Source organism: Pseudomonas sp. W2Oct36, from assembly GCF_041060465.1.
Lineage (GTDB): Bacteria > Pseudomonadota > Gammaproteobacteria > Pseudomonadales > Pseudomonadaceae > Aquipseudomonas > Aquipseudomonas graminis_B.
On the sequence record NZ_JAUERW010000016.1, the window covers coordinates 115752 to 137482 of the forward strand.

Consider the following 21731-nt stretch of genomic DNA (forward strand, 5'->3'; position numbering starts at 1 on the left):
GCGCCCACCTGCACGAAGCGCTCAACCGAATCGCAGCAGTGCCGCATCAATAAACCGGCGCAGCTTGGCCGTTCGCTGCCGGCTGCCGGTGTACAGCATATGCAGGGGCCGGCTCGGCGCCTCATAGTCAGGCAATACTCGCACCAGCTCGCCACTGCGCAAGGCAGGCTCCAGGAATATCAGCGGGCCGAGCACGATGCCGAAACCGTCCAGCGCGGCCGAGAGCAGCGCGCGGCTTTCGTTGACCCTCAATCGACTCGCCACCTGAACCCGCGCCACCGTTGAGCCCTTGCAGAACACCCACTCGCGGTCAGTCGGCTGCGACCACCAGGCGTAGCCCAGGCACTCATGCTGGCTCAGGTCCTGCGGACGTTGCGGCACACCGCGTTCTGCCAGATAGCCAGGCGCCGCGCAGGCGACCAGTTGATACGGCGCCAACGGCCGGGCGGTCAGGCTGGACACCTCCACCGGGCCGATCCTGAATGCGATGTCAAACCCCTCCTCCACCAGATCAACGAAGCGATCGGTCAACTGCAGATCGATTTCAATCTCGGGGTGCAGCCGCAGGAATGTCGTGACGAAGGGCATGAGGCGAGAGGAGCCGAAGGTGATGGGCGCGCTGATTTTCAGCTTGCCGCGCGGGGTGTCATTCATCATCTCCCCAAGGGAATCCGCCGCTCTCGCTTCACTGAGAATGTGTTTGCAACGCTCCAGATACGCCTGGCCCAGTTCGGTCAGGCTCTGGCGACGAGTGGTGCGGTTCAGCAACCGCGCGCCGAGCCGATGCTCTAGCGCAGCGACATGTTTGGCCACCATCTGCGGCGACAGCCCCATTCGCTCGGCCGCTTTGGCGTAAGACCCGCACTCCGCTGCCGTGACGAAGGCTTCCATGCTGCTGAGACGGTCCATGATTCAACACTCCTGGTAGCGAGACTAAGCGGCTGATGATTATTTATCTGCCGCTGGTTCGCAATCATCATGGCCGCTTCCAGCACATCATCGGAGTTATCACATGCGCATCGGCATCATCGGGGCAGGCTTCATCGGGCGCGCAGTGGCGCAGTTGTTCATCACGGCTGGCCATGAAGTCATGATCAGCAATTCGCGCGGGCCTGAAACCCTGGAAAATGTGGCCACCGAGATCCCGCAGGCTCAAATTGGCACCGTCCAAGATGCAACACGCTTTGGCGATGTTGTTCTCGTGGCGATTCCCTTCAAGCACTACCCAACCCTGCCCGCCGAATGGCTTGCGGGTAAAACGGTGCTGGATGCCAACAACTACTATCCCGACCAGGATGGCCCTATCCCGGCGCTGGACAGGTTCGAAACCACCACCAGCCGGCTGCTCGCCGAGCATCTGCCTCGCGCCCATGTGGTGAAGGTGTTCAACGCGATCCTGGCCGATGACCTGATGCGCGATGCTCGCCCAGTTAAAGCGCACGACCGACGTGCCTTGCCGGTGGCCGCCGATGACCCTGGGGCGAAGGCGCTGGGCATACAGCTGCTGGACGAGGTGGGATTTGACGCGGTCGACGCCGGCAACCTTGATGAAAGCTGGCGATTCGAACGGGCCAAGCTCGCTTACTGCATTCCGTTACGCAAGGAGGCGCTGAAGGCCGCGCTGGCCAAGGCTGAACGGCACATTGAATTACCCCATGGGTCGTGGCGCCACTGAATGACGTCATCCCGCAAAGCCCTCCAGAGAAGCGCCACCGTCCGGTAACATGCGTGCCTGCACTAGCCGTTTACATGACCTCGGGAAGGGACGTGATGATTGATCTCTCGGTATTACTGCTTTTCGCTGGCGCCTGCTTGGCGCTCACGCTGACACCGGGCCCGGACATGCTGTTGATTGCATCGCGGAGCATGAGCCAGGGCAGAGCATCAGGTTTCGTTTCACTGGCGGGCATTCAGGTGGGCACCTACTGTCACGCGCTGGCTGCCGCACTCGGGCTGTCGCAATTGTTGATCAATGTGCCCGCCGCTTACGACGCGGTGCGGTTCGCGGGGGCTGCCTATCTGGTTTTTCTCGCCTGGAAAGCGTTCAGCGCCCCGTCGCCGCTGCATGCTGATGCCGACCTTGCGCCCACGCCGCTTCTGAGTATTTTCCGGCAGGGATTGGTGACCAATCTGCTCAACCCGAAAATGGCACTGTTCGTCTTGGCGTTATTTCCGCAGTTCGTTGATCCAACGAAAGCCTCGCTGGTCGTGCAGATGCTCATATTCGGAACGGTTTTGAATGTCATCGGTTTACTGGTGAACGGCGCAGTCATCCTCCTGGCCAGTCGGATCGGGCACAAGCTGGCGACCAATGTCCGTATCGCCAAGCGCCTGAATCAGGTGCTGGGTGCGGTTTTTTTGGGGCTGGCCTGTCGGCTGGCACTGGTCTCGGGACGATAAGTCGCGAGTGCCAGCGCAGAAAATCCCTTCGCCCACTACCGCTGAATAAGGAGCCTGACCATGGTTGCCATTACCAACTACTCCGACGCGCTGCATCGCCAGGCCGTGATCGGACTCTGGAACGCTGTATTTGGCTACGAAACCGCCCATAACACGCCCGGCCTCGCCATCGACAAAAAGCTCGCGGTTGCGGACGGTCTGTTCTTTGTCGCCCTGACGGACAATGAGGTGGTGGGTACTGTTCTGGCCGGGTACGACGGGCACCGCGGATGGCTGTATGCGGTGGCGGTGCACCCCTCACATCGCAGAAAAGGCGTGGGCGTGCAGTTGGTTCGTCATGCCGAGCACGCCCTGACATTGCGGGGGTGCATGAAAATCAACCTGCAGATCGTCAGCACCAATGCCAGCGTCCAGGCGTTCTATGAGTCTGTGGGTTACTCAACCGAACCGCGCATCAGCATGGGCAAGAAAATCGACTCGAACATCACGGGTTGATGCGCACGCAGCAGCGCCTGCGTTGCCCTGCCACGCCGCATGGGCGGACATCAGCGCCCCTGATCAGGGGCGCAGGGTTTTGCCGCTTTACTTGGCCGGATGCGCTTTCAGCCAGGCCTTCATCTGCGCAATTTCCGCCGCCTGCGCCGCCACAATCTTGCGGGCCAGTTCCAGCATCTCCGGATCCTTGCCGTATTTGAGCTCGATCTTCGCCATCTCCACTGCGCCTTCGTGGTGAGGCAGCATGCCCGCCGCGAAGGCAACGTCAGGGTCGTCGCTCATCATCCCGTGATGCATGTCGTCCTTCATGGCCCCCATCGATTGCTGGTAGGCCTCATGCATCTGTTTGACGTCCTCCGCCTGATCGGCCCTGACGGCGGTTACGGCAAGCAGAGCAATCACGCTGACAACGGCGGCAATCTTTTTCATGACGAAGCATCCTGGATGAGGGTTGAGACGAAGCGGTCACGCTAGACCTTTCCACTGCGGCAAGGTCAAGGGCATTGAGCAGCCCATCGCCGCAGGCTCGATCAACACCGCCAAAACCAACGGAACAGACGCCCCGTCGGGCCTGGCAAATCACCCCTGTGGCTGGAACCTTTGTCTTTCTGCGCGAGTCCTTTCTGAAGCCGAATTGCATTCTGCCAGCATGCAGCGTAAAACGCTGGCCGCCGATACTGCTGGATAAACCGGCTGATGCAGTCCCGGAGGGCCGATGCCGCCCCCCGGTCTCAGGTCATAACGTTACGTTTACAGGTGGACACTTGAAGCATTTGACCCGGGAAGCCCTTGAGGCTGAAGTCATCCAGTTGCGTTCGGCATTGAAGAAAAGTGAAGCCCTCAGGCTGGAAAGCCTGTGCACCGGCATTCGACAGAATGCGATGGCGGGCTCGATCGACACTGCGGTTGAGCCCGCAGTCGACGGCGTGGCCGAGCAAGCGATCGAAGAGGCTCAGACCCGCTACCGCCTCGCGGTAAAGGCCACCAACGATGCCATCTGGGACTGGGACCTGAAAGACAGCCACGTCCTGTGGAACGACGCCCTGGAACGGGTCTACGGGCATCCGCTCGCCACCATCGCCATGACGGGCGACTGGTGGATGGCACAGATTCACGCCGATGACAGGCAGCGCATCGTCACCTCGATCCACGACGTGATAGACGGCAGGCTGACAGGCTGGAGCGAAGAGTACCGGTTTCAAAGGGTGGACGGCACTTACGCCCAGGTCCTCGACCGCGGGCACGTCATCCGGGATGCTCAAGGCCAGGCGGTGCGCATGATCGGCGCAATGCTCGACCTTACGCCCATCCGCGACACCGAAGCGGCCCTGCGTCAGAGCGAGGAACGGTTCAGGACCATTCTGGAGACGGTCGATGCCGCCTTCGCCATCGTTCAGGTCAAGTTCGATGCCAATGACTATCCGGTCGACTATCGCTTTGTTGAAGCCAACCCGGCATTTGAACGTGAGGCTGGCGTCAACCTGCGGGGCAAATGGGTCAGAGAATTTGCCCCGGATCTGGAGCAATTCTGGTTCGACACCTATGGGCGGGTGGCCAAGACCCGTGTACCGGCCACCTTCGAAAGCTATGCCAAAGCCTTTCAGCGCTGGTTTGACGTGCGCGCCGTGCCCGTCGGCGATCCCGCCGAATGTCAGATCGCGATCATCTTCAATGACGTGACGGGGCGGCGGGATGCCGAGGAACGTTTGCGCCAGAGCGAAGCCATCGCCCGCGCCAACGTCGAGCGCGTGCAGCTGGCGCTTGAGGCCGGGGCGATTTTCGGCACGTGGCACTGGGACCTGCCCAACGACAGTTTCACCGTGGACGAAGCCTTCGCCCGGGCCTTTGGACTCGATCCGATGCTGGGCCACGAAGGGCTTAGCCTGGAGCAGGTGGTGGCAACCGTCCATCCCGAAGACCGGGCGGGGCTCATGACAGCGATCAACGAAGCGCTGGGTCGCGGCGGTGCCTACGCCCATCAATACCGGGTGCGTCGGGCGGACGGCAAATACTACTGGATCGAGGCCAACGGGCGCGTCAACTTCAGCGAGGACGGTCTCCCCCTCAGTTTTCCGGGCGTCTTGATCGATGTGGAAGAGCGGCGTTCGGTGGAAGCCCAGCGCGACCTGGCGATCGCTGCCCTGCGCACCCTCAACGACACCCTTGAACAGCGCGTGGCTGAACGCACCGCAGCCTTGATGCAGGCCGAAGAGAAACTTCGTCAGTCGCAGAAAATGGAAGCAGTGGGTCAACTCACGGGCGGGCTTGCCCATGACTTCAACAACTTGCTCGCGGGCATCTCCGGCTCGCTGGAATTGTTGAGCGCACGGTTTGCCCAGGGTCGTCTGACGGATGTCGACCGTTACCTGACCACGGCGCAAGGCGCCACCAAGCGGGCTGCCGCCCTGACCCACCGACTGCTGGCGTTCTCCCGCCGGCAAACACTCGATCCCCGCCCTACCGAGATCAACAGCCTCGTCGAAGGCATGACCGAGCTGATTCAGCGCACCGTGGGCCCCAGCATCACCGTGCAGACCGTCGGCTCGCCGGACAGCTGCGTGGCCTTGGTCGACGCGAGCCAGCTGGAAAATGCGCTGCTGAATCTGTGCATCAACTCGCGGGATGCCATGCAGGACGGTGGCAGCATCACCATCGAAACCCGCTGGCAGGTCGTGGGCTCCGCCGAAGCGCCGCTGCTGGAGGTCTCCGAGGGCGAATACCTGACCCTCAGCGTCACAGACACCGGGACCGGCATGCCGGCCAACGTCGTGGCGAAAGCATTCGACCCTTTCTTCACCACCAAACCCATCGGCCAGGGCACGGGACTGGGCCTCTCGATGATTTACGGTTTCGCCAAGCAATCCGGGGGGCAGGTTCGCATCGCCTCTGTGGTCGGGCAAGGCACCACGCTGTGCATCTACCTGCCCCGCCACCACGGGAATCCCGGCGCCCATGAAGCGCACATCCCGAATGCCGCCACCCAGACGGCTGGCGTTGGCGAGACGATCCTGGTGGTGGACGATGAACCCACGGTGCGCATGCTGGTGACAGAGGTGCTGGGCGAGCTGGGCTATTCCGTCATGGAGGCGGCGGACAGTGCCAGCGGACTGACGCTGCTTCGCTCGGACGTGCGCGTCGACATGCTCGTCACCGATGTGGGTTTGCCCGGCGGGATGAACGGACGCCAGATGGCCGACGCCGCGCGCGAACTCCGTCCGGGACTCAAAACGCTGTTCATCACCGGCTACGCGGAAAGCGCGGCCATCGGCGCCAACCAGCTTGAGCCTGGCATGCATGTACTGACCAAGCCCTTCGCCATTGAAACACTGGCCGCTCGCGTGCGCGAACTGATGAACACGCCGATGTAACCCTCACTCCGCACGCGCCGATCAGGCTCCTTACACCGGGTCCTTGTCGGCCACCGCCGGCGCAGCGACGGCTTCATCAACCCGTTCGGCCGCGCTGTCCCGTCGTGATTGATCCAGCAGATCGTTCAGCGCGACGTGCAGCTTTTGCAACGCCCCGTGTTTATCCACCCACCAGTCGGTGGACCACAGCCGCAGCAGGTTCCAGCCCAGTCCGGTGAGAATCGCCCCGCGCACTTTGTCCCGGTCCCGGGCAGTGGCCGCGCTGTGGTAGGTGGCACCGTCGCACTCGACACCCGCCAGGTAGTCGCCCGGACGATCGGGATGAACGATGCCCAGATCGATGCGGAAACGTGACACGCCGATCTGCGGTACGACCTGCCAGCCCAGACGCCGCAGCCCTTGGGCGACGGCCTCCTCGAACGGCGAGTCATAGCCGCCGACCGAGCCTTGTATCGCCTCGGCCAGCGCTTTCGGCCCACGTTGAGCGAACTCGATGAAGTGCTTCAAATCCCGCACGGCCCGCGCGTTGGTGCGATTGAGGTCGATCATCGACGGATCGAACGAGGTGAACACCAGCATCTCCCGGCGAGACCGGGTGATGGCGACGTTGAGCCGGCGCCAGCCGCCGTCTTTGTTGAGCGGCCCGAAGTTCATCGACATCACCGGCGCCCCCGGCTCAGTGGGGCCATAACCAATGCCGAGCATGATCAGGTCACGCTCGTCGCCCTGGACCGTTTCGAGGTTCTTGACCACCACCGGCTCGGTCTGGGTGTCCTGGAAGAACGGCTCGATCTGCGGGTATTGCTTGCGGGCCGCGTCCAGCAGGTCGTTGATCAGCTTCTGCTGATCGGAGTTGAGGGTGATGATGCCGATGGAATACCCCGCCGCCACAAACGCAGGATCGGTGAGGCGCTTGACGGTTTCATCGACGATGGCCTGGGCTTCGGCCTGGTTGTAACGCCCCTTGCCTTTCGCGTAGACGCCCTCGACCTTGCGCCACTCGACCGCACTGGCGCGGGTTTCCGCGGCCGGGAAGGTGATCAGGTTGCTGTCGTAATAACGGTGATTGGAGAAGGCAATCAGGCTTTCATGGCGACTGCGGTAGTGCCAGCTCAGACTGTGGCTCGGCACCCCTGCCCCCAGGCATTCGTCGAGGATGCTTTCCATGTCTTCGGCGGTGTCGTCGTCACCGGCGTTCGGACCACGGTTGAAGAAGTTGGTGGGCGGCATCTGCCGGGGGTCACCGGCGATGATCACCTGCTTGCCCCGGGCAATCGAACCAATGGCGTCCCACGGCGCGATTTGCGACGCCTCATCGAAGATCACCAGGTCGAACGGCGGCTGATCGGCGGGCAGGAACTGCGCAATCGACAACGGGCTCATGAGCATGCAAGGGGCCAGGCAATTCAGGGCATCGCCCATCTCGATCGCCAGCTGCCGGACCGGTTTGTGCCGGCGCGACTTCTGCAGCTCGTGTTTGAGAATGGCAAAGCCGCTGCTTTTGGGAATGTCGTTCTTGGACGGAATCAATCCGCAGAGTTTGGCGCGGATATAGCGCACGGTCAGTTTCGCCAGCTCGTCGTCCAGGCGCACGAAGGTGCTGATGTCACTCATGTGCTCGGCCGCGACGAAATTGCGCAGCAACGGTTCGCCGTCGATGCCCTGGGTGGCGAACCAATGGGCATAGGCCGTGACGAAGATCTCCTCGGTGGCAGACGGCAACAGACTGCCGACTTCCAGTTCCTTGGCAAGATTGGCCAGGCCGGCCTCGGCCGCCTGTTCGCGCACCCGGCACCAGTCGCACCACGCCTTGAGCTGCTCTTCCTGCTGCTGGATGGCAAGTGACGTCGCCCGAAGTGTCGCCACGCTCAGGGACGTTTGAGTGCTTGTGCACGCCAGCGCGGCGAACAAACGCACGGCCGCCTCAACGCGGGACAACCCCTGCTGCAAGGTCGATACCGCGGTAGCGAGTTGGCCATTCGGCGCCAGCATGTCGTTCGCGTCGATTACCAGACGCGCCACGGCGCCGCGCAAGGCAACCAGGTGTTCGGGTGATTCGGCCATCCCGATCAGCCTGCCGCGCAACCCCTCGGCCAGGGTCACGGCCTGCAGCGTGCGCACCGGGTCGCTCTTCAGCCCTTGCCAGCCAGGGATCGATTGCATGTCGCTGGCCAACGCGTCCATTTCCAGCAGCTGGGCGTGCAGGCGTTCAAAAATAGCGAGGTCGCCGACGGTGTCCGGCAGGCCCGCCGCGCCACCGAGCGAGGCAAGTTTCTTCGCCACCTTTTTCTGGGCCAGCGTCCCCAGGAACCAGAACTTGCCCTCGGCTTCGTGCCACTCGCTGCGCAGTTGCGCGACCGGCACACGGCGGCACGCTTCATCGGCGTAATCCAGTGACAGGCTCTCTTCAAGCTCCCGATAGCTCTCGAGCAACTGGCAACTGCGCCGGGCCGCTTCGATGCGCGCGGCAGCGTCGGGTGCAAAGGCGAACGACAGGTTCAGGCCATGGGATTCAAGGATCAGGGCGACAAGATCATGCAGCTGCTGGACCTGAGCCACTTCAGCCACCGGCAACGGCACGTGGGTCAGTGCCAGCAGCCGCTCACTGGCGGCGTTCAATTCATCGAGGGCCGGGGGCACTTCCCGTGCGGCACCGGCAATCTGTGCCTGCCAGGCGTTCGACCATTGGGTCTGCGCCAGGGCGCCAAACTTACCTGACAGGTCGCGGGCGGCACTGCCATTGAGTCCCAGGCGACGGGCGAGATCCAGCAACCCGGCGTACTCGGCCCCATCGTGTTCCGTGCCCGTTTCCCAGGCCAGCCTTGGCGTCTGCGGGCTGTGGTCGCGAACCACCCGGCCGATGGACTGGTGCAGGGTCAGGCCGTTATCCCAGCGTCGGTGCAGCACGTCGACCAGCTGATTGAGCCGTGAGCGCAGGGTCTGCAACCGCGCGGCTTCACGCTCCCATTCCTCGGCGCTCAACGCTTCACTCACGTCCCAGGCGCGGTCCAGCTGCTTGAGCACTTCAACCTTCGACGCCTTGCTGGAATGCAGCTCCAGACAGAACTCGCCGAGGCCCTTTTCCGCCAGGCGCCTAAACACTACGTCAAGGGCCGCGCGTTTCTCCGCCACGAACAGCACCCGCCGGCCGAGGGCCAGGTTGTGGGCGATCATGTTGGCAATGGTCTGGGATTTACCGGTGCCGGGCGGACCGTCCATGACAAAGCTATGGGTGTTGGCCGATGCCACCACCGCTGCCACTTGCGACGAATCGGCCGGCAAGGGTGCGAACAGCTGCGCCGGCGTAACGGTCGCATCCAGACGCTCGGGCCGGGGGAATTCGGCCGAACCGGAAAAGCCTTCTCCCGCCGTGTCGGGGTCCAGCAGATGCTTGACCAGAGGGCTTTGCAGCAGCTGCGCCGCGTTGGCGTTCAGGTCTTTCCACATCAGGTATTTGGCGAACGAGAAGGTGCCCATCACCAGTTCGGTGCTCACCTCGAATCCGGGAATATCGCGCACGGCCCGGCGCACGCTGTTCCAGATGCCGGCCACATCAATGCCGCTCCCGTCGCTGGGCAGCTCACCGTCCAGCCCGGGAATGATCAACTCGAAGTCGTGGCGCAGCAGCTCAAGCAAGGTCAGGTTGAAACGCGGCTCTTCGTCGAGCAGGCTCAGGGTGACGCCGGACAAGGCGCTTTTACGCTCGAGTTTGACCGGCAACAGAATCAGCGGCGCGGAATAGGTTTTCGGGTCGTCGGCGCTTTTCTTCCACTTCAGGAAGCCGATGGCCAGGAACAGCGTGTTGGCCCCGCCTTCCTCCAGATCGCTGCGGGCCTTGCGGAACAGGTCGATCAGCGTGGCTTCCAGCTTGACCTTCTCCAGACTGGCCAGGACTTCGCCGCGCGCCAGTGCCTGACGGGCCACTTCGTCGACGAGGCTCTCGTTGTTCTGCTGTTCATACAGGGCCTCATCGCGGCCGCCGCTTTTCAGGTCAGGGACGGCCACCACGCGGATGCGCTGACCGCTGGAGAGCAGGTCTTCGAGGGCCGCAGGATCGGGGCACAGCAGACGCACGCCTTTGGCGCTGTCCGGCAAATGCAGCAGACGATTGCGCGTGGTCAGGTCGAGCAGTTTGCGTTGCCACAGCGTCAGTTTCCCGGCCGGGCCCGAGGCGTCTTCATTGATCTCGACATCGAACCCCGGCAGCGACGGCGCTTCCTCCAGCCCCTCAAAAACAGGCGGTGCATCGTCGGCCCCATCGACCGGGACAGCTGACACCAGCGCCATCGGCCGAATCTTCTGCATCCGGGCGCGGTGCACATCCACGGCCATGATGAACTGCTCATCGTCGAGCTCCCGTTCGGCGGCAGCCACCGCACGGGAAAAACTCGGCGACGGCGCCTGGGTCGCCAGGGTCGTCTCGAACACCAGCATTTCTTTCAAATCGAGACGCTTGCGCACGGCCGACGCTTCGTCGGTCAGCAACTGGGAAAATTCCTGCGGCTGCAACCAGACACCGGCGAACGCATGGCCCTTGGTCATGACCAGCAACGCATTCAACCCGGCCTGCTCCAGCGCGGCCGCGAACAACAGTGCGGTATCCAGGCACGTCGCCACGCCGTTTTCCAGCACCACACTCGGCGGTCGGATTTTCTGGCCCTGCTGCTCGAAACTGGCGGGCGGCAGCGCATAGCTCAGTTGGAAGCTGCACACCCCCGACCAGATGGCGGAGGCCAGCTCCCAGGTGCGGGTGCGGGATTTGCTTTCGTAGCCGTCGATGCCGTCTTTCTTGCCGGCACGGCGCAAGACCTGCGAGGCGGCTTTGAGCACCCGGTCCACTGCGGGGTCGTTGGGCATGCAGAACGCGGCGAGCAACTCCGGCATCGCGCTCAACCCGCCCCATTCGGTGCGGGCGAGCAGTTCGGTGGGGAAGCGCTGCTCGACGAGCACCGTCTCGCCCTGGGACACGCGCATGATCACGTCGGCGTTCAGGCTTTCCGTCAGGCCGGACAGGTAACCGGCGTTCAGCTTGATGTCGCGATCAGAGACGTTGAGGCGATCACCGGGATGGATGCGGTCAATATTCCAGCTTCGGCTTTCAACGAAGTCCGGGTCAGTGCTTAAGGTCAGTACCAGGTTTTCAAGGGTGGTTTCTTCCTGGTTCCAGAGGCTCAATTCGCGCACGAGGGGAACGGCATTCTGGTGGGAGGCGAAGCCGATCTTGCGGGCGATCAGCGCTTCAATCTTGATGTTCATTCACGGGATCCTGAAGCTACGAGCGCAGGCCTCCTGTAGAGGCCGCCAAATGGCGCCTATAGTCCATGAGTAATCGATGGTTGTGAATGTGTTTATCGGCTAATCAGCCAGCCGGGCATTTTGCAGGGACGCCAGCGCAGCGGTCCGCAACGCCCCGGCTTACGGCCCGCGCCAGGGCTTCACTGCCTGCGCGTGCCTTTGCTGCCGGCCCGGGAGATGTCCCCCCAGCGGCGCACCAGGTAGTTGTGTTCATCCATGACCGCATTCCACACCGCGATGTGGCCCATGCGCTGCTCGTAAGAGCCGCCATCGCGCACTTCGCCGATGTCGATCAGCGGCAAGCCGTCGCTGCCCATCAGCTGTTCGCGGGCGGGCAGCCCGGCGTACCAGTAATCCCACTCGGCGGCACTCAGGTGTTCGCGGCTGCGCGCCGGGTTGCCGATGTAATAACCCTGGCGGGCCATGACTGCGCCGGGCCAGCCGGACAGCCACCAGTTCAGGTACGCGTAGGCCGCATCGAGTACCGCGCCCTTGGCATGGCGCGACAGGGACAACCCGCCGAACCAGCCGCGATAGCCCTCACGCGGGACGGCGACCCGGTATTTCACGCCGGCGCGATGCAAGCGCACCAGGGTCGGCGACCATAGGCTCTGGATATCGATGGTCGGGTGCAACATCAGCTCCGCCGCTTCTTCATCGTCAGACCAGAACGCGCCGAACATGCCCTGCCCCTGCTTGCGCACGAGGATGTCGGCCAGCACGTCGATCTCTTCGATGCTCAGGTTGCCGATGTCACTGAACTGCGCCAGCCCGGCGCCTTGCACCGCCAGTGCGGCGTCTAGCGCGCCAATGGCCGCGTCGCTTTGCAGCGCCACCCGCCCGCACCACGCCGGATCAACCAGCCAGCCCCAGCTCTCGTCCGCCGAACTGAAACCGGCGGGAAGGCGCTCGGGGCGATAGGCGAAACTGTCGGCGTTGTGGGTCAGTGGCAACATGCTGATCCGCTCACTTACCGCGCTGCCGAGGCTGCCGTCGTGCTGCACGAACAGGCGCTCGCTGGGCACGCTGCCGCTGCCGAGCCGGTCACTGGCCGACAGCCTGCCGCGCTTGGGCAAGTCATTGATCTCGTGCCACAAAGCGACACGGCGGGTGTCGATGGGCTGGATGGCGCGGGCGGGCCAGACGAAATCCACGTTGTGGAACCACTGGTCATAGAGGTCGTAGCTGTCGGGCTGCATGACCGCGATGCGCTGGGCGGTCTGCACGTCATGCACCTGATACACCAGCTTGATGCCCAGGTCCTCTTCGGCGCGAACCCGCAGGGATTCAAGCAGCGTCACCGAAGTGCCCAGGACCCGCAGCGTCACCGTCATGCCAGCGCTTCCCGGGGCGCCGGCGCCAGGCGGTCGGTGAACGCCTCGAAGGAGCGGCGCAGCAGCGCGGTGTCCAGCCCGCGCACGATAAACACCAGTCGCGAACGACGGTCGTCGCCGGGCCATTGCGGCAGGTGCACCGGCGCATGCAGGCAATGCTGCACACCATGAATGACGACGGGGGCGTGGCTGTTGTTCACGTTAAGCAGTCCTTTGACGCGCAGGATTCGTTCGCCGTGGCATCTTAGCAGCATGGACAGCCAGACCCCGAAAGCGACCCAGTCCAACGGACGTTCGAAGGTCAGGCAGCAGACCTGCGCTTCGCCGTGGCGGGCGGGTGTCGAGCGCACGGCCATCAGGTGCCAGCGCGCGACTTCCTGCGCTGGATCAGGGCTGTGCAGCCCGTCACCGAGCAGCAGCTGATCGCCGCTCTGAATGGCATCCGTGGTCAGCACCGGCGCGGGGTTGATCGACTGCAAACGCCGCTGCAGCGATCGCAGCGCATCGTCATCGGCGAGGTCGGCCTTGCTGATCAGCAGTCGGTCGGCGGCGGCGACTTGGGCCATCCATTCCGGGTGCAGGCGCTCCTGCAGCGCGGCATGGCTGGCATCGACCACCGTCACCACCAGACCGATGTGCACCCGCCCGCGCAGGTGCGGGTCATTGTTGATGGTGGCGAGAATGGGCGCCGGATCGGCCAGGCCCGTGGTTTCCAGCAGGATGCGTCGGAACGCGGGCACTTCACCTTTTGCCCGGCGCTGGAGCAAGTCGGTCAGGGCATCGCGCAATTCGCCGCGAATCGAGCAACAGACGCAGCCGCTGGGCAGCAGGACGGTGTCCGGCGCGACCTCTTCCACCAGCAGGTGATCGATGCCGACATCGCCGAATTCATTGATCAGCAGTGCCGAGTCGCCGAGGGTTTCGCCCTGCAGCAGGCGCTTGAGCAAGGTGGTCTTGCCGCTGCCGAGAAAACCGGTGATGACGTTCAGCGCGATACTCATGGGTGCTGCTCCAGGTGGTCCAGCAGTCGCTCATCGAGGGGGTCCAGCGGGCGGCCGATCAACTGCTCGGCCCGTTGCCACAGTTGGTCGAGACCGCTGGCCAGTTCCTGCTTGCCGGTGGCGCCGAGCAGCAGGTAGGAGACGCCCTGAAAGTCCTCGACCTTCAGACGAAACGGCGCCACCACCTTGTTGATCGCGGCGATCCGGCGCAGGCGTTCGCGGCGACGGGGCAATTCGTCGCCCAGCGGGTCGCTCCAGTGCACGTCTTCACCCAGCAGGCCGCAGAGTCCACACATGGTTAGTTGCTCCTGCTTTATTTGGTGATGAGCTATTCGCGGCTATGTTCTTTGTGCTTGGGCATCAAGGCATCACATCGCCGGAATTGGGCCCCAGGGTCTGGCCGACGAACAGGTTGCCTCCCGGCTCGCTGGCCAGCAGCACGGCGACGGGCGCCACTTCTTCCGCCAGACCAAAACGCCCCAGGGGCAGCTCCGCCGCCTTGGCGGTTTTCCAGGCGCTGCTGATCCCGGCCACCAGCGGCGTTTCGATCGGGCCCGGCGCAAAGGCGTTGACCAGCACGTTGTCCTTGGCCACTTCCAGGGCGAGGGATTTGCTGAAGCCGATCACCCCGGCCTTGGCCGCCGCGTAATGGGTCAGCTCGGCGCCGCCCTTGATGCCCAGCTGTGACGCGACGTTGATGATGCGCCCCCAGCGCTGCGCCAGCATATGCGGCAAGGCACGCTGACTGGCAATGAACACGCTGGTCAGGTCGACCCGCAGCATGTCATTCCACATGTCCAGGGTCAGGTCGACACAGCGGGCCTGGGTGAGCATGCCGGCGTTGTTGACCAGAATATCGATGCCGCCAAAGTGCTGAACGCAGGCGTCGACGCCGGCCTGCGCGCCCTCGACGGTGCCGACATCGGCGACGCTTTCGACCACCTCGACGCCCAACTCGCGGCAGTGCTGGGCGGTGTTCGCCAGGGTGACGGCGTCGCGATCGGCCAGGACCAGCCGCGCGCCATGCTCGGCATACGCCCGGGCGATGGCGGCGCCGATGCCGCTGCCTGCGCCGGTAATCACCGCGCGTTTATTGACCAGTTGCATGGTGCTTCCTCTTTCAGTCTGCGGCTTGTGGCGCAATCAATAGCGGATCGGCGCTACGCCCTACTCCGGCCAACGCACGGTCAGGCCGCCATCGATGACGATGCTTTGTCCGGTGAGATAGCTGGACTCGTCGCTGCACAAAAATCGCACCAACGAGGCCACTTCACCGGCCCGACCGACGCGGCCCAGCGGGATGGCATGGGCCGCCTTGGCGAGGCCTTCCGGTCCGAGCGAGTTTTTGCTGTCCAGCGATTGCGGTGTCTCGATCAAGCCGGGGATCACGGCGTTGCAGCGAATCCCCCGGGGCGCCAGTTCCACCGCCAGTGAGCGACACAATCCGGGCACCCCGGCTTTGGCCGCGGCGTAGTGCGAGTGGTCCTGCCAGCCATAGACGCCCCCGGCAATCGACGAAATCGCCACCATGGAGCCGCCCTCGCCCATGTGCCGGGCCGCCGCGCGGAAGGTGCGCATCACGCCGGTGAGGTCGACATCGAGCATCTCGTTCCAGCGCTCGTCGGTCATCTCCAGCAACGGTGCGCGGCGCAGCAGGCCGGCATTGGCGACGGCGTAATCAATGCGGCCGAAGCGGCTGATCGCCTGCTCGGCCAGGGCGTCAACCGAGGCCGTCCGGGTCACGTCCAGCTCCGCCATCAGGCATTCGCCGCCGGCGTCGGCGACCAGCCGCGCCGTGATCTCGGGGTCATGGGGGTCGGCCGGGTAATAGCCGCCCACCACGGCAACGCCCTTGTGCGCGAACGCCACCGCCAGGGCCTGGCCGATCCCGCTGGCGGCCCCGGTAATCAACGCTACGGTGCGAGTCATGTTCAGTTCCTTATTGGACGGTTGCTATTGGACGGATTCGGGGCGCACATGGCGGGCGGCGAACATCAGTACACCGGACAGAAAGCATGGCACGGCGCCGAAATACAGCGCCGACGTCTGCCAGTTGCCGCCAGCGCTCAGTACCGAAGTCGCGCCAAAACCCGCGACCACCGCGCCAATCGGGCCCATGGCGTGGATGATCGCGCCACCGGTGGCGCGGATGCTGGTCGGGAAGCTTTCGCTGATGAAAAACAGGGCTGCAGAATACGGACCGATCAGGAAGAACAGCCCGAGGCTGTACAGGCCGACCACCGTGGGCATGTTGCTGGGGCCGAAGAGCATGCCGGTGAACGACAGACCACCGAGCATCCAGCCCAGGCCGATGACGTTGCGCCGGCCGATCTTGTCGCCCATCCAACCGTGGCTCAGGTAACCGCAGTAACCCACCAGGTTCGACAGCACCAGGATGATCAGCGAGTTCTCGAAGGAGATGTGGTGCACGCTGACGATCACCGAGGTGCCCAACACGCTGAACACTTGAATCGCCGCCCAGTTGAGCAGGATCGCTGCGCCGATCACCAGCGTGGCGCGCCGCGAGGTGCCCCGGAACGCTGCACCGATGCCAGCCGTGCGATGCTCTTCGTAGTCCACGCCGTAGGTCATCGCCACTTGCCTGGCCTGCTCAGCGTCGCCGGCCTTGCGCAGTTGGGTGATGCGCTGGTGAATCTGGAACTGCGGGCTTTCCTTGAGCTTGCGTGCCATGAACGCGATGACCAGCGCCGGGATCGCGGCAAAGACGAAGCAGCCCTGCCAGCCGATGATCGGCAGCAGCACCGCGGTCAGGCCTGCGGCAATCAATGCGCCGACCGGCCAGCCGCCCTGCACCAGGCTGTAGATGAAGCCACGGCGTTTGGCCAGGCGCGGGTCCTCGGAGGCCGCATAGATTTCGCTGAGGTACGTGGCGTTAACGGTTTCTTCGGCGTACCCCAGCCCGCTCAGGGAGCGGATCAGGATCAGCGGCGACTTGCCCCATGACCCGCCCAGCGCCGTCAGCGCCGAGCAGATCGCGGAACCGGTGACCGTGAAAATGATGCCCATGCGTCGACCGAGACGGTCCACCAACGGCCCGATGGCCAGGGCGATGACCGCCGTGCCGACCGCAGCCCAGGTGGCGATTTCCGCCTGTTCCGCTTCGCCCCACTGAAAGTGCCGACCGATTTCCGGCAGCAAGGTGCCGAACAGGATGAAGTCGTACACCGCAAAGACCCACGCGAAAAAAGCGATCCAGGTGGCGTAGCGCACTTGCTCGGAAGTCAGTTGCTGGGGTTTCCAGCCGGTCAGATCAAGCTTGTTGTAGATGGACATGGGTCACGCCTCGGAATGAAGGGCCAATCAGCTGTGGCGAGGGTTACGGCGGACGAAGTCATCGGCGATTTCGTCGAACGTGACAAACTTGACGCCGGCATGGCTCTGGATGTGCTCGATCAGACGCTCCAGCATGAGCAGCACTTGCGGACGACCGGAGACGTCCGGGTGGATGGTCATGGTGAACACGGCGTGCTCGTGCTCGCGGTAGACCCAGTCGAACTGATCGCGCCACATCTCTTCCAGATGGCGCGGGTTGACGAAGCCGTGGCTGTTGGGCGCCTTTTTGATGAACATCATCGGCGGCAGGTCATCGAGGTACCAGTTGGCCGGAATCTCCACCAGGTCGGTTTCCTGACCGCGCACCAGCGGTTTCATCCAGGTGTCGGGGTGCTGGGTGTAATCGATCTTGGTCCAGCTGTCGCCCACGCGGACGTAGTACGGATGGAAGTCGTTGTGCATCAGGCTGTGGTCGTACTTGATGCCCTTCTTGAGCAGCAACTCGTTGGTGACCTTGCTGAACTCCCACCAAGGGGCGACGTAGCCGGTCGGGCGCTTGCCGGTCATTTGGGTGATCAGCTCGATGGACTTGTCGAGGACGATTTCTTCCTGCTCGGGGGTCATGGCGATCGGGTTTTCGTGGCTGTAGCCGTGCACACCGATCTCGTGACCGGCGTCGAACACGGCCTTCATCTGCTCGGGAAACGTCTCCATCGAGTGACCGGGGACGAACCAGGTGGTGCGCAGGCCGTAGCGCTCGAACAGTTTGAGCAGCCGCGGCGCACCCACCTCACCCGCGAACAGGCCACGGGAAATATCGTCAGGCGAATCTTCGCCACCGTAGGAACCCAACCAGCCTGCCACGGCGTCGACGTCGACACCGAAGGCGCACAGAATTTCTTTAGCCATCATCGTTCTCCAGCGGAGTTATCGGATCCTTCGTTTCGGGACGTGCGCAACGCGGCCTCAACGGCCAGCGCTGCGCGTAATAAACGTGAATCTTCGCCACACGGCGCGCTGATCAACAGGCCCGTAGGCAGGCCGAGCGCGTCGCAGCCGCTGGGCAGCGACACGCCCGGCATGTCCAGCAAACTGCCCGGCATGGTCAGGCGCAACGTGGCCAGATTGGTGCGGATGAACAGGTCATCGTCGCTGAGCAATGGCGCAAGCGGCGGCGCCACATGGGCCACGCTCGGGGTGATCAGAAAGGCGCCATCGAGTTCGTCGCTCATCTGTTGCTGAAGGCGCTCGCGGGCGTTGTAGAGGTTGATCAAGTGGCTGGCCGGGAACGCCCGCGCCGCTTCAAGACGGCGTCGTACGCGAGGGTCGAGTTGCGCGGCCGCGTCGCTGTCGAGCAAGGCCTGATGCAGGGCGAACGCTTCCGCCGCACCGAGCCAGCCTTGCTGCTGGATCAGATCAAGCGTGGCCTGAAAGGCAGGCGACGGACGCACCTCGATCAATGCGCCCTGGGCCTGCACCGCACTCACACCGCGCAGCAAATTGTCACGTACCGCGGGCTCGATGCGATCATCCTCAAGGACAGCCTGATCGACCCAAAACCGCTGGCCGGCCAGCGGGCGTGGCAGCAAAGAGGTCGATTTCGTGCGACCCCGCAGGATGTCGTCAATGGCGATCGCATCGCGCACGCTGCGTGTCAGCGGGCCAAGGCTGTCGAGGCTGTGCGCGAGGGGAAAGACGCCGTCGCGGCTGTAGCGCCGGCAACTGCTGCGAAAGCCCACCAGGCCGTTGAAGGCGGCCGGGATGCGGATTGATCCGGCCGTGTCAGTGCCCATGGCGACCGGGACGATGCCCACCGCCACCGCCACCGCCGAGCCGGACGAGGAGCCGCCCGGAATACGCGGCTGGTCATGCCCGAGGGGATTGTGCGGCGTGCCGAAATGGGGGTTCAGACCCAGGCCCGAGTAGGCGAATTCACTGAGGTTGGTCTTCCCGACGCTGACCATCCCGGCCCGTGACAGCAGGCCGACGGTCTGCGCGTCCAGCAGCGCCGGCGCGACATCACGGCGCACCGCCGCGCCTGCAGTGGTCGGGCTGCCGGCCACGTCAAACAGGTCTTTCCAGGCGATGGGCACACCGTCCAGCACGCTGGCGGGTTGCCCGGCCTTCCAGCGCGCCGCCGAGGCTTGAGCTTCGCGACGCGCCCGGTGGGTGGAGAAAGAAATAAACACGTCATCGACTGCGGCGGCCTGGTTCAGTACCGCGTCCAGGGCCTGCACCGGGTCGCTTCGGCCACTGGCGAAATCTTGTGCCATGGCCAGTGCGTCGGCGAGTAACGGATCCGGGAGGCGAGCGTCGGACATTTCATCTACCTTTAATGTACATATTCGGGAAATGTACATTTAGCAAAGGCAGAAAGCGTGCCAGAGTGGGCGTACGCTGATATCTGGAGCGACCCGATGGACAAGCCTTCGGGCCAGGACGGCCGCGCTAGATACGTTGCCAGGCTTTTGAAGCTGACCGAAGGTGCGGGTTTACGAGCGTGAGGTGATGAGCGGCCTAAATAATGGATATTTACGAAAAGGTACGTTTTAGTGCAAAAAAGTAACAACGGCTCCAATACTGTGCGTTCTGACGTGACCCGCAGTGACAACCTGTCTTGTGCGAGAATCGCCGCCCGCCTCTCGAGAAGTGTATGAAATCGATGTCCGTCGAGGATTCCCGCACCCCGTCCCGCTACGCCACGATCCGGCAGGTCCTGCGCGATGCCATCGTCAACGGTGACGTGGCTGAAGGATTGGTGCTGCTCGAAGCGCCGCTGGCAGAGCTGTTCGGCACCAGCCGGGTGCCGGTGCGCCGGGCGCTGGACCTGCTCCATGAAGAAGGCCTGATCAGCCGATTCAACGGACGCGGTTATCTGGTCAATCCCGACGGCACCCACGTGGAGCCGCTACGACTGGCCCTGACCCACCACCAATTGGGTCTGGACAGCAGTGAAGAACTGGTCGACACCCGCCCGCTGGGGGAACGTATTTACGAGGAAATCGGCGCGGCGCTGTCGACCTGTATCGCGTTCGGTCATTACCGGCTCGACGAGCAGATTGCCGCCGAACACTATGGCGTGAGCCGGGCCGTGGTGCGCGAGGCGCTGATGCGTCTGCGTGATCGGGGGCTGGTAGAGAAAGAACCCTACTCCCAATGGCTGGCCGGGCCGCTTACGGCTCGGGAGGTGACCGAAGACTACGAGCTGCGCGCCTGCCTGGAGCCTGAAGCGTTGCGCCAGACCGCACCGGGACTGAGCCGCGACGACCTGGTCGCCATGCTTGCGCGGGTCGAAGCGGCGCAGAATAACCCGCAGTGCAGCCTGGCGGACATCGAGCGACTGGAGGAGGACCTGCATCACCACTGCCTGGCCGGTATCACCAACCGCAAGATCGCGACGTTGATCCGCCAGGGCCAGAGCCCGATGATCATCAGCCGGATTTTCTATAGCCAATTGGGTATCGGCCCTGACGACGCGATGCTGGCCGAACACCGTCTGATCCTGGAATTGCTGCTGCACGGCGCCTTCGATGCCGCCGCGCTGAACCTCAAGGAACACCTCAACCGCGCCAGCCAACGGATGCTGCAGCGGCTGAAAGTCCTGTCCGTGCTGCCTGAGCAGCCCGTGCCGGCGTATCTGACCCGACTCAGTTGAAGAAGAGCGGGCATGCGCGGAGTAGGACCGGCTTTAGCCGGGAAAGCGTCAGAGGCAATACCGCAGAATTGATGCCGCACGCACTGGCCTTTTCCCGGCTGAAGCCGGTCCCACTGAAATCAAAAGCAGCCGCAACACCGCGCGCATTCGTAGGACCGGCTTCAGCCGGGAAGGCGTCAGAGGCAACAACTCAGAATTGTTAGCGTACGCACCGACCTCTTCCCGGCTGAAGCCAGTCCCACTGAAATCAAAAGCAGCCGCCACACCCCGCGCATTCGTAGGACCGGCTTTAGCCGGGAACGCGTCAGAGGCAACCATCGCAGAATTGATGGCGCACGCACCGGCCCCTTCCCGGCTGAAGCCGGTCCCACTGAAATCAAAAGCAGCCGCCACACCCCGCGCATTCGTAGGACCGGCTTTAGCCGGGAAGGCGTCAGAGACAGCACCGCAGAATTGTTAGCGGACGCACCGGCCCCTTCCCGGCTGAAGCCAGTCCCACTGAAATCAAAAGCAGCCGCCACACCGCGCGCATTCGTAGGACCGGCGTTAGCCGGGAAGGCGTCAGAGGCAGCACCGCAGAATTGTTAGCGGACGCACCGGCCTCTTCCCGGCTGAAGCCGGTCCCACTGAAATCAAAAGCAGCCGCTACACCGCGCGCATTCGTAGGACCGGCTTTAGCCGGGAAGGCGTCAGAGGCAACACCTCAGATTAGCGGACGCACCGGCCCCTTCCCGGCTGAAGCCAATCCCACTGAACTCAAAAGCAGTCGCCACACCGCGTGCATTGGTGGGACCGGCTTTAGCCGGGAAGGCGTCAGAGGCAGCACCGCAGAATTGTTAGCGGACGCACCGGCCTCTTCCCGGCTGAAGCCGGTCCCACTGAAATCAAA

General features: G+C 63.6%; 16 protein-coding genes. 5 read left to right on the top strand and 11 right to left on the bottom strand.

Annotated elements, in window-relative coordinates; all coding sequences use genetic code 11:
• Positions 1-21 precede the first annotated feature (21 nt).
• Entirely contained in the window at positions 22-909 is an 888-nt protein-coding gene (locus QWI18_RS19585) for a LysR family transcriptional regulator (protein ID WP_065988825.1), read from the bottom strand.
• A 103-nt stretch (positions 910-1012) separates the two neighbouring features.
• Between QWI18_RS19585 and QWI18_RS19590 the strand changes: the two genes are divergently transcribed.
• The 3 genes from QWI18_RS19590 (at position 1013) to QWI18_RS19600 (ending at position 2895) form a co-directional block, all read left to right on the top strand.
• The gene (locus QWI18_RS19590) at positions 1013-1675 is read left to right on the top strand and encodes an NADPH-dependent F420 reductase (protein WP_369319632.1); all 663 of its coding nucleotides are present in this window, start codon (positions 1013-1015) and stop codon (positions 1673-1675) included.
• A gap of 95 nt (positions 1676-1770) precedes the next feature.
• The gene (locus tag QWI18_RS19595; protein WP_369319633.1) at positions 1771-2400 is read left to right on the top strand and encodes a LysE family translocator; all 630 of its coding nucleotides are present in this window, start codon (positions 1771-1773) and stop codon (positions 2398-2400) included.
• 60 nt (positions 2401-2460) lie between these two features.
• Positions 2461-2895: a GNAT family acetyltransferase gene (locus tag QWI18_RS19600; protein WP_369319634.1), complete on the top strand. Its 435-nt coding sequence runs from the start codon at positions 2461-2463 to the stop codon at positions 2893-2895.
• 87 nt (positions 2896-2982) lie between these two features.
• Here the strand turns inward: QWI18_RS19600 and QWI18_RS19605 are convergent, their stop codons facing one another.
• Positions 2983-3324: a DUF305 domain-containing protein gene (locus tag QWI18_RS19605; protein ID WP_065988821.1), complete on the bottom strand. Its 342-nt coding sequence runs from the start codon at positions 3322-3324 to the stop codon at positions 2983-2985.
• 452 nt (positions 3325-3776) lie between these two features.
• Here QWI18_RS19605 and QWI18_RS19610 point away from each other — a divergent pair, with 452 nt between their 5' ends.
• Positions 3777-6263: a PAS domain-containing protein gene (locus QWI18_RS19610; RefSeq protein WP_369319644.1), complete on the top strand. Its 2487-nt coding sequence runs from the start codon at positions 3777-3779 to the stop codon at positions 6261-6263.
• Between the two features lie 30 nt (positions 6264-6293).
• On the opposite strand, the gene QWI18_RS19615 is transcribed toward QWI18_RS19610, so the two are convergent.
• From QWI18_RS19615 to QWI18_RS19655, 9 genes are all read right to left on the bottom strand, one after another.
• Positions 6294-11519 (bottom strand): DUF4011 domain-containing protein, encoded by a 5226-nt coding sequence (locus QWI18_RS19615; protein WP_369319635.1) that lies wholly within the window; start codon positions 11517-11519, stop codon positions 6294-6296.
• A gap of 179 nt (positions 11520-11698) precedes the next feature.
• Positions 11699-12892 carry a PotD/PotF family extracellular solute-binding protein gene (locus QWI18_RS19620; protein ID WP_065988818.1) on the bottom strand — a complete coding sequence of 398 codons (1194 nt, stop codon included), beginning with the start codon at positions 12890-12892 and terminating at the stop codon, positions 11699-11701.
• Positions 12889-13893 carry a GTP-binding protein gene (locus tag QWI18_RS19625; protein ID WP_369319636.1) on the bottom strand — a complete coding sequence of 335 codons (1005 nt, stop codon included), beginning with the start codon at positions 13891-13893 and terminating at the stop codon, positions 12889-12891. The genes QWI18_RS19620 and QWI18_RS19625 overlap by 4 nt, the downstream gene beginning before the upstream one ends.
• The gene (locus tag QWI18_RS19630) at positions 13890-14189 is read right to left on the bottom strand and encodes a hypothetical protein (protein WP_065989066.1); all 300 of its coding nucleotides are present in this window, start codon (positions 14187-14189) and stop codon (positions 13890-13892) included. The genes QWI18_RS19625 and QWI18_RS19630 overlap by 4 nt, the downstream gene beginning before the upstream one ends.
• Positions 14190-14253: 64 nt before the next feature.
• Complete coding sequence (locus QWI18_RS19635; RefSeq protein ID WP_369319637.1) at positions 14254-15000, bottom strand: SDR family NAD(P)-dependent oxidoreductase; 747 nt, start codon at positions 14998-15000, stop codon at positions 14254-14256.
• A gap of 60 nt (positions 15001-15060) precedes the next feature.
• The gene (locus QWI18_RS19640) at positions 15061-15822 is read right to left on the bottom strand and encodes an SDR family NAD(P)-dependent oxidoreductase (RefSeq protein ID WP_369319638.1); all 762 of its coding nucleotides are present in this window, start codon (positions 15820-15822) and stop codon (positions 15061-15063) included.
• 24 nt (positions 15823-15846) lie between these two features.
• Positions 15847-17187 (bottom strand): MFS transporter, encoded by a 1341-nt coding sequence (locus tag QWI18_RS19645; RefSeq protein ID WP_369319639.1) that lies wholly within the window; start codon positions 17185-17187, stop codon positions 15847-15849.
• A gap of 27 nt (positions 17188-17214) precedes the next feature.
• Positions 17215-18096 (bottom strand): polysaccharide deacetylase, encoded by an 882-nt coding sequence (locus QWI18_RS19650; protein WP_065988813.1) that lies wholly within the window; start codon positions 18094-18096, stop codon positions 17215-17217.
• Positions 18096-19508 (bottom strand): amidase, encoded by a 1413-nt coding sequence (locus QWI18_RS19655; protein ID WP_369319640.1) that lies wholly within the window; start codon positions 19506-19508, stop codon positions 18096-18098. Before QWI18_RS19655 ends, QWI18_RS19650 begins: the two co-directional genes overlap by 1 nt.
• 332 nt (positions 19509-19840) lie before the next feature.
• On the opposite strand from QWI18_RS19655, the gene QWI18_RS19660 reads away from it, so the two are divergent.
• Positions 19841-20842: a GntR family transcriptional regulator gene (locus QWI18_RS19660; protein ID WP_369319641.1), complete on the top strand. Its 1002-nt coding sequence runs from the start codon at positions 19841-19843 to the stop codon at positions 20840-20842.
• The last annotated feature ends 889 nt before the right edge of the window (positions 20843-21731 follow it).

Bases quoted from the DNA above. Each gene is read 5' to 3' on its own strand.
- QWI18_RS19600 (WP_369319634.1), top strand. From the start codon at position 2,461: ATGGTTGCCATTACCAACTACTCCGACGCGCTGCATCGCCAGGCCGTG.
- QWI18_RS19635 (WP_369319637.1), bottom strand. From the start codon at position 15,000: ATGCAACTGGTCAATAAACGCGCGGTGATTACCGGCGCAGGCAGCGGC.
- QWI18_RS19625 (WP_369319636.1), bottom strand. From the start codon at position 13,893: ATGAGTATCGCGCTGAACGTCATCACCGGTTTTCTCGGCAGCGGCAAG.
- QWI18_RS19610 (WP_369319644.1), top strand. From the start codon at position 3,777: ATGGCGGGCTCGATCGACACTGCGGTTGAGCCCGCAGTCGACGGCGTG.
- QWI18_RS19655 (WP_369319640.1), bottom strand. From the start codon at position 19,508: ATGTCCGACGCTCGCCTCCCGGATCCGTTACTCGCCGACGCACTGGCC.
- QWI18_RS19615 (WP_369319635.1), bottom strand. From the start codon at position 11,519: ATGAACATCAAGATTGAAGCGCTGATCGCCCGCAAGATCGGCTTCGCC.
- QWI18_RS19585 (WP_065988825.1), bottom strand. From the start codon at position 909: ATGGACCGTCTCAGCAGCATGGAAGCCTTCGTCACGGCAGCGGAGTGC.
- QWI18_RS19590 (WP_369319632.1), top strand. From the start codon at position 1,013: ATGCGCATCGGCATCATCGGGGCAGGCTTCATCGGGCGCGCAGTGGCG.
- QWI18_RS19630 (WP_065989066.1), bottom strand. From the start codon at position 14,189: ATGTGTGGACTCTGCGGCCTGCTGGGTGAAGACGTGCACTGGAGCGAC.
- QWI18_RS19650 (WP_065988813.1), bottom strand. From the start codon at position 18,096: ATGGCTAAAGAAATTCTGTGCGCCTTCGGTGTCGACGTCGACGCCGTG.
- QWI18_RS19660 (WP_369319641.1), top strand. From the start codon at position 19,841: ATGAAATCGATGTCCGTCGAGGATTCCCGCACCCCGTCCCGCTACGCC.
- QWI18_RS19620 (WP_065988818.1), bottom strand. From the start codon at position 12,892: ATGACGGTGACGCTGCGGGTCCTGGGCACTTCGGTGACGCTGCTTGAA.
- QWI18_RS19605 (WP_065988821.1), bottom strand. From the start codon at position 3,324: ATGAAAAAGATTGCCGCCGTTGTCAGCGTGATTGCTCTGCTTGCCGTA.
- QWI18_RS19595 (WP_369319633.1), top strand. From the start codon at position 1,771: ATGATTGATCTCTCGGTATTACTGCTTTTCGCTGGCGCCTGCTTGGCG.
- QWI18_RS19645 (WP_369319639.1), bottom strand. From the start codon at position 17,187: ATGTCCATCTACAACAAGCTTGATCTGACCGGCTGGAAACCCCAGCAA.
- QWI18_RS19640 (WP_369319638.1), bottom strand. From the start codon at position 15,822: ATGACTCGCACCGTAGCGTTGATTACCGGGGCCGCCAGCGGGATCGGC.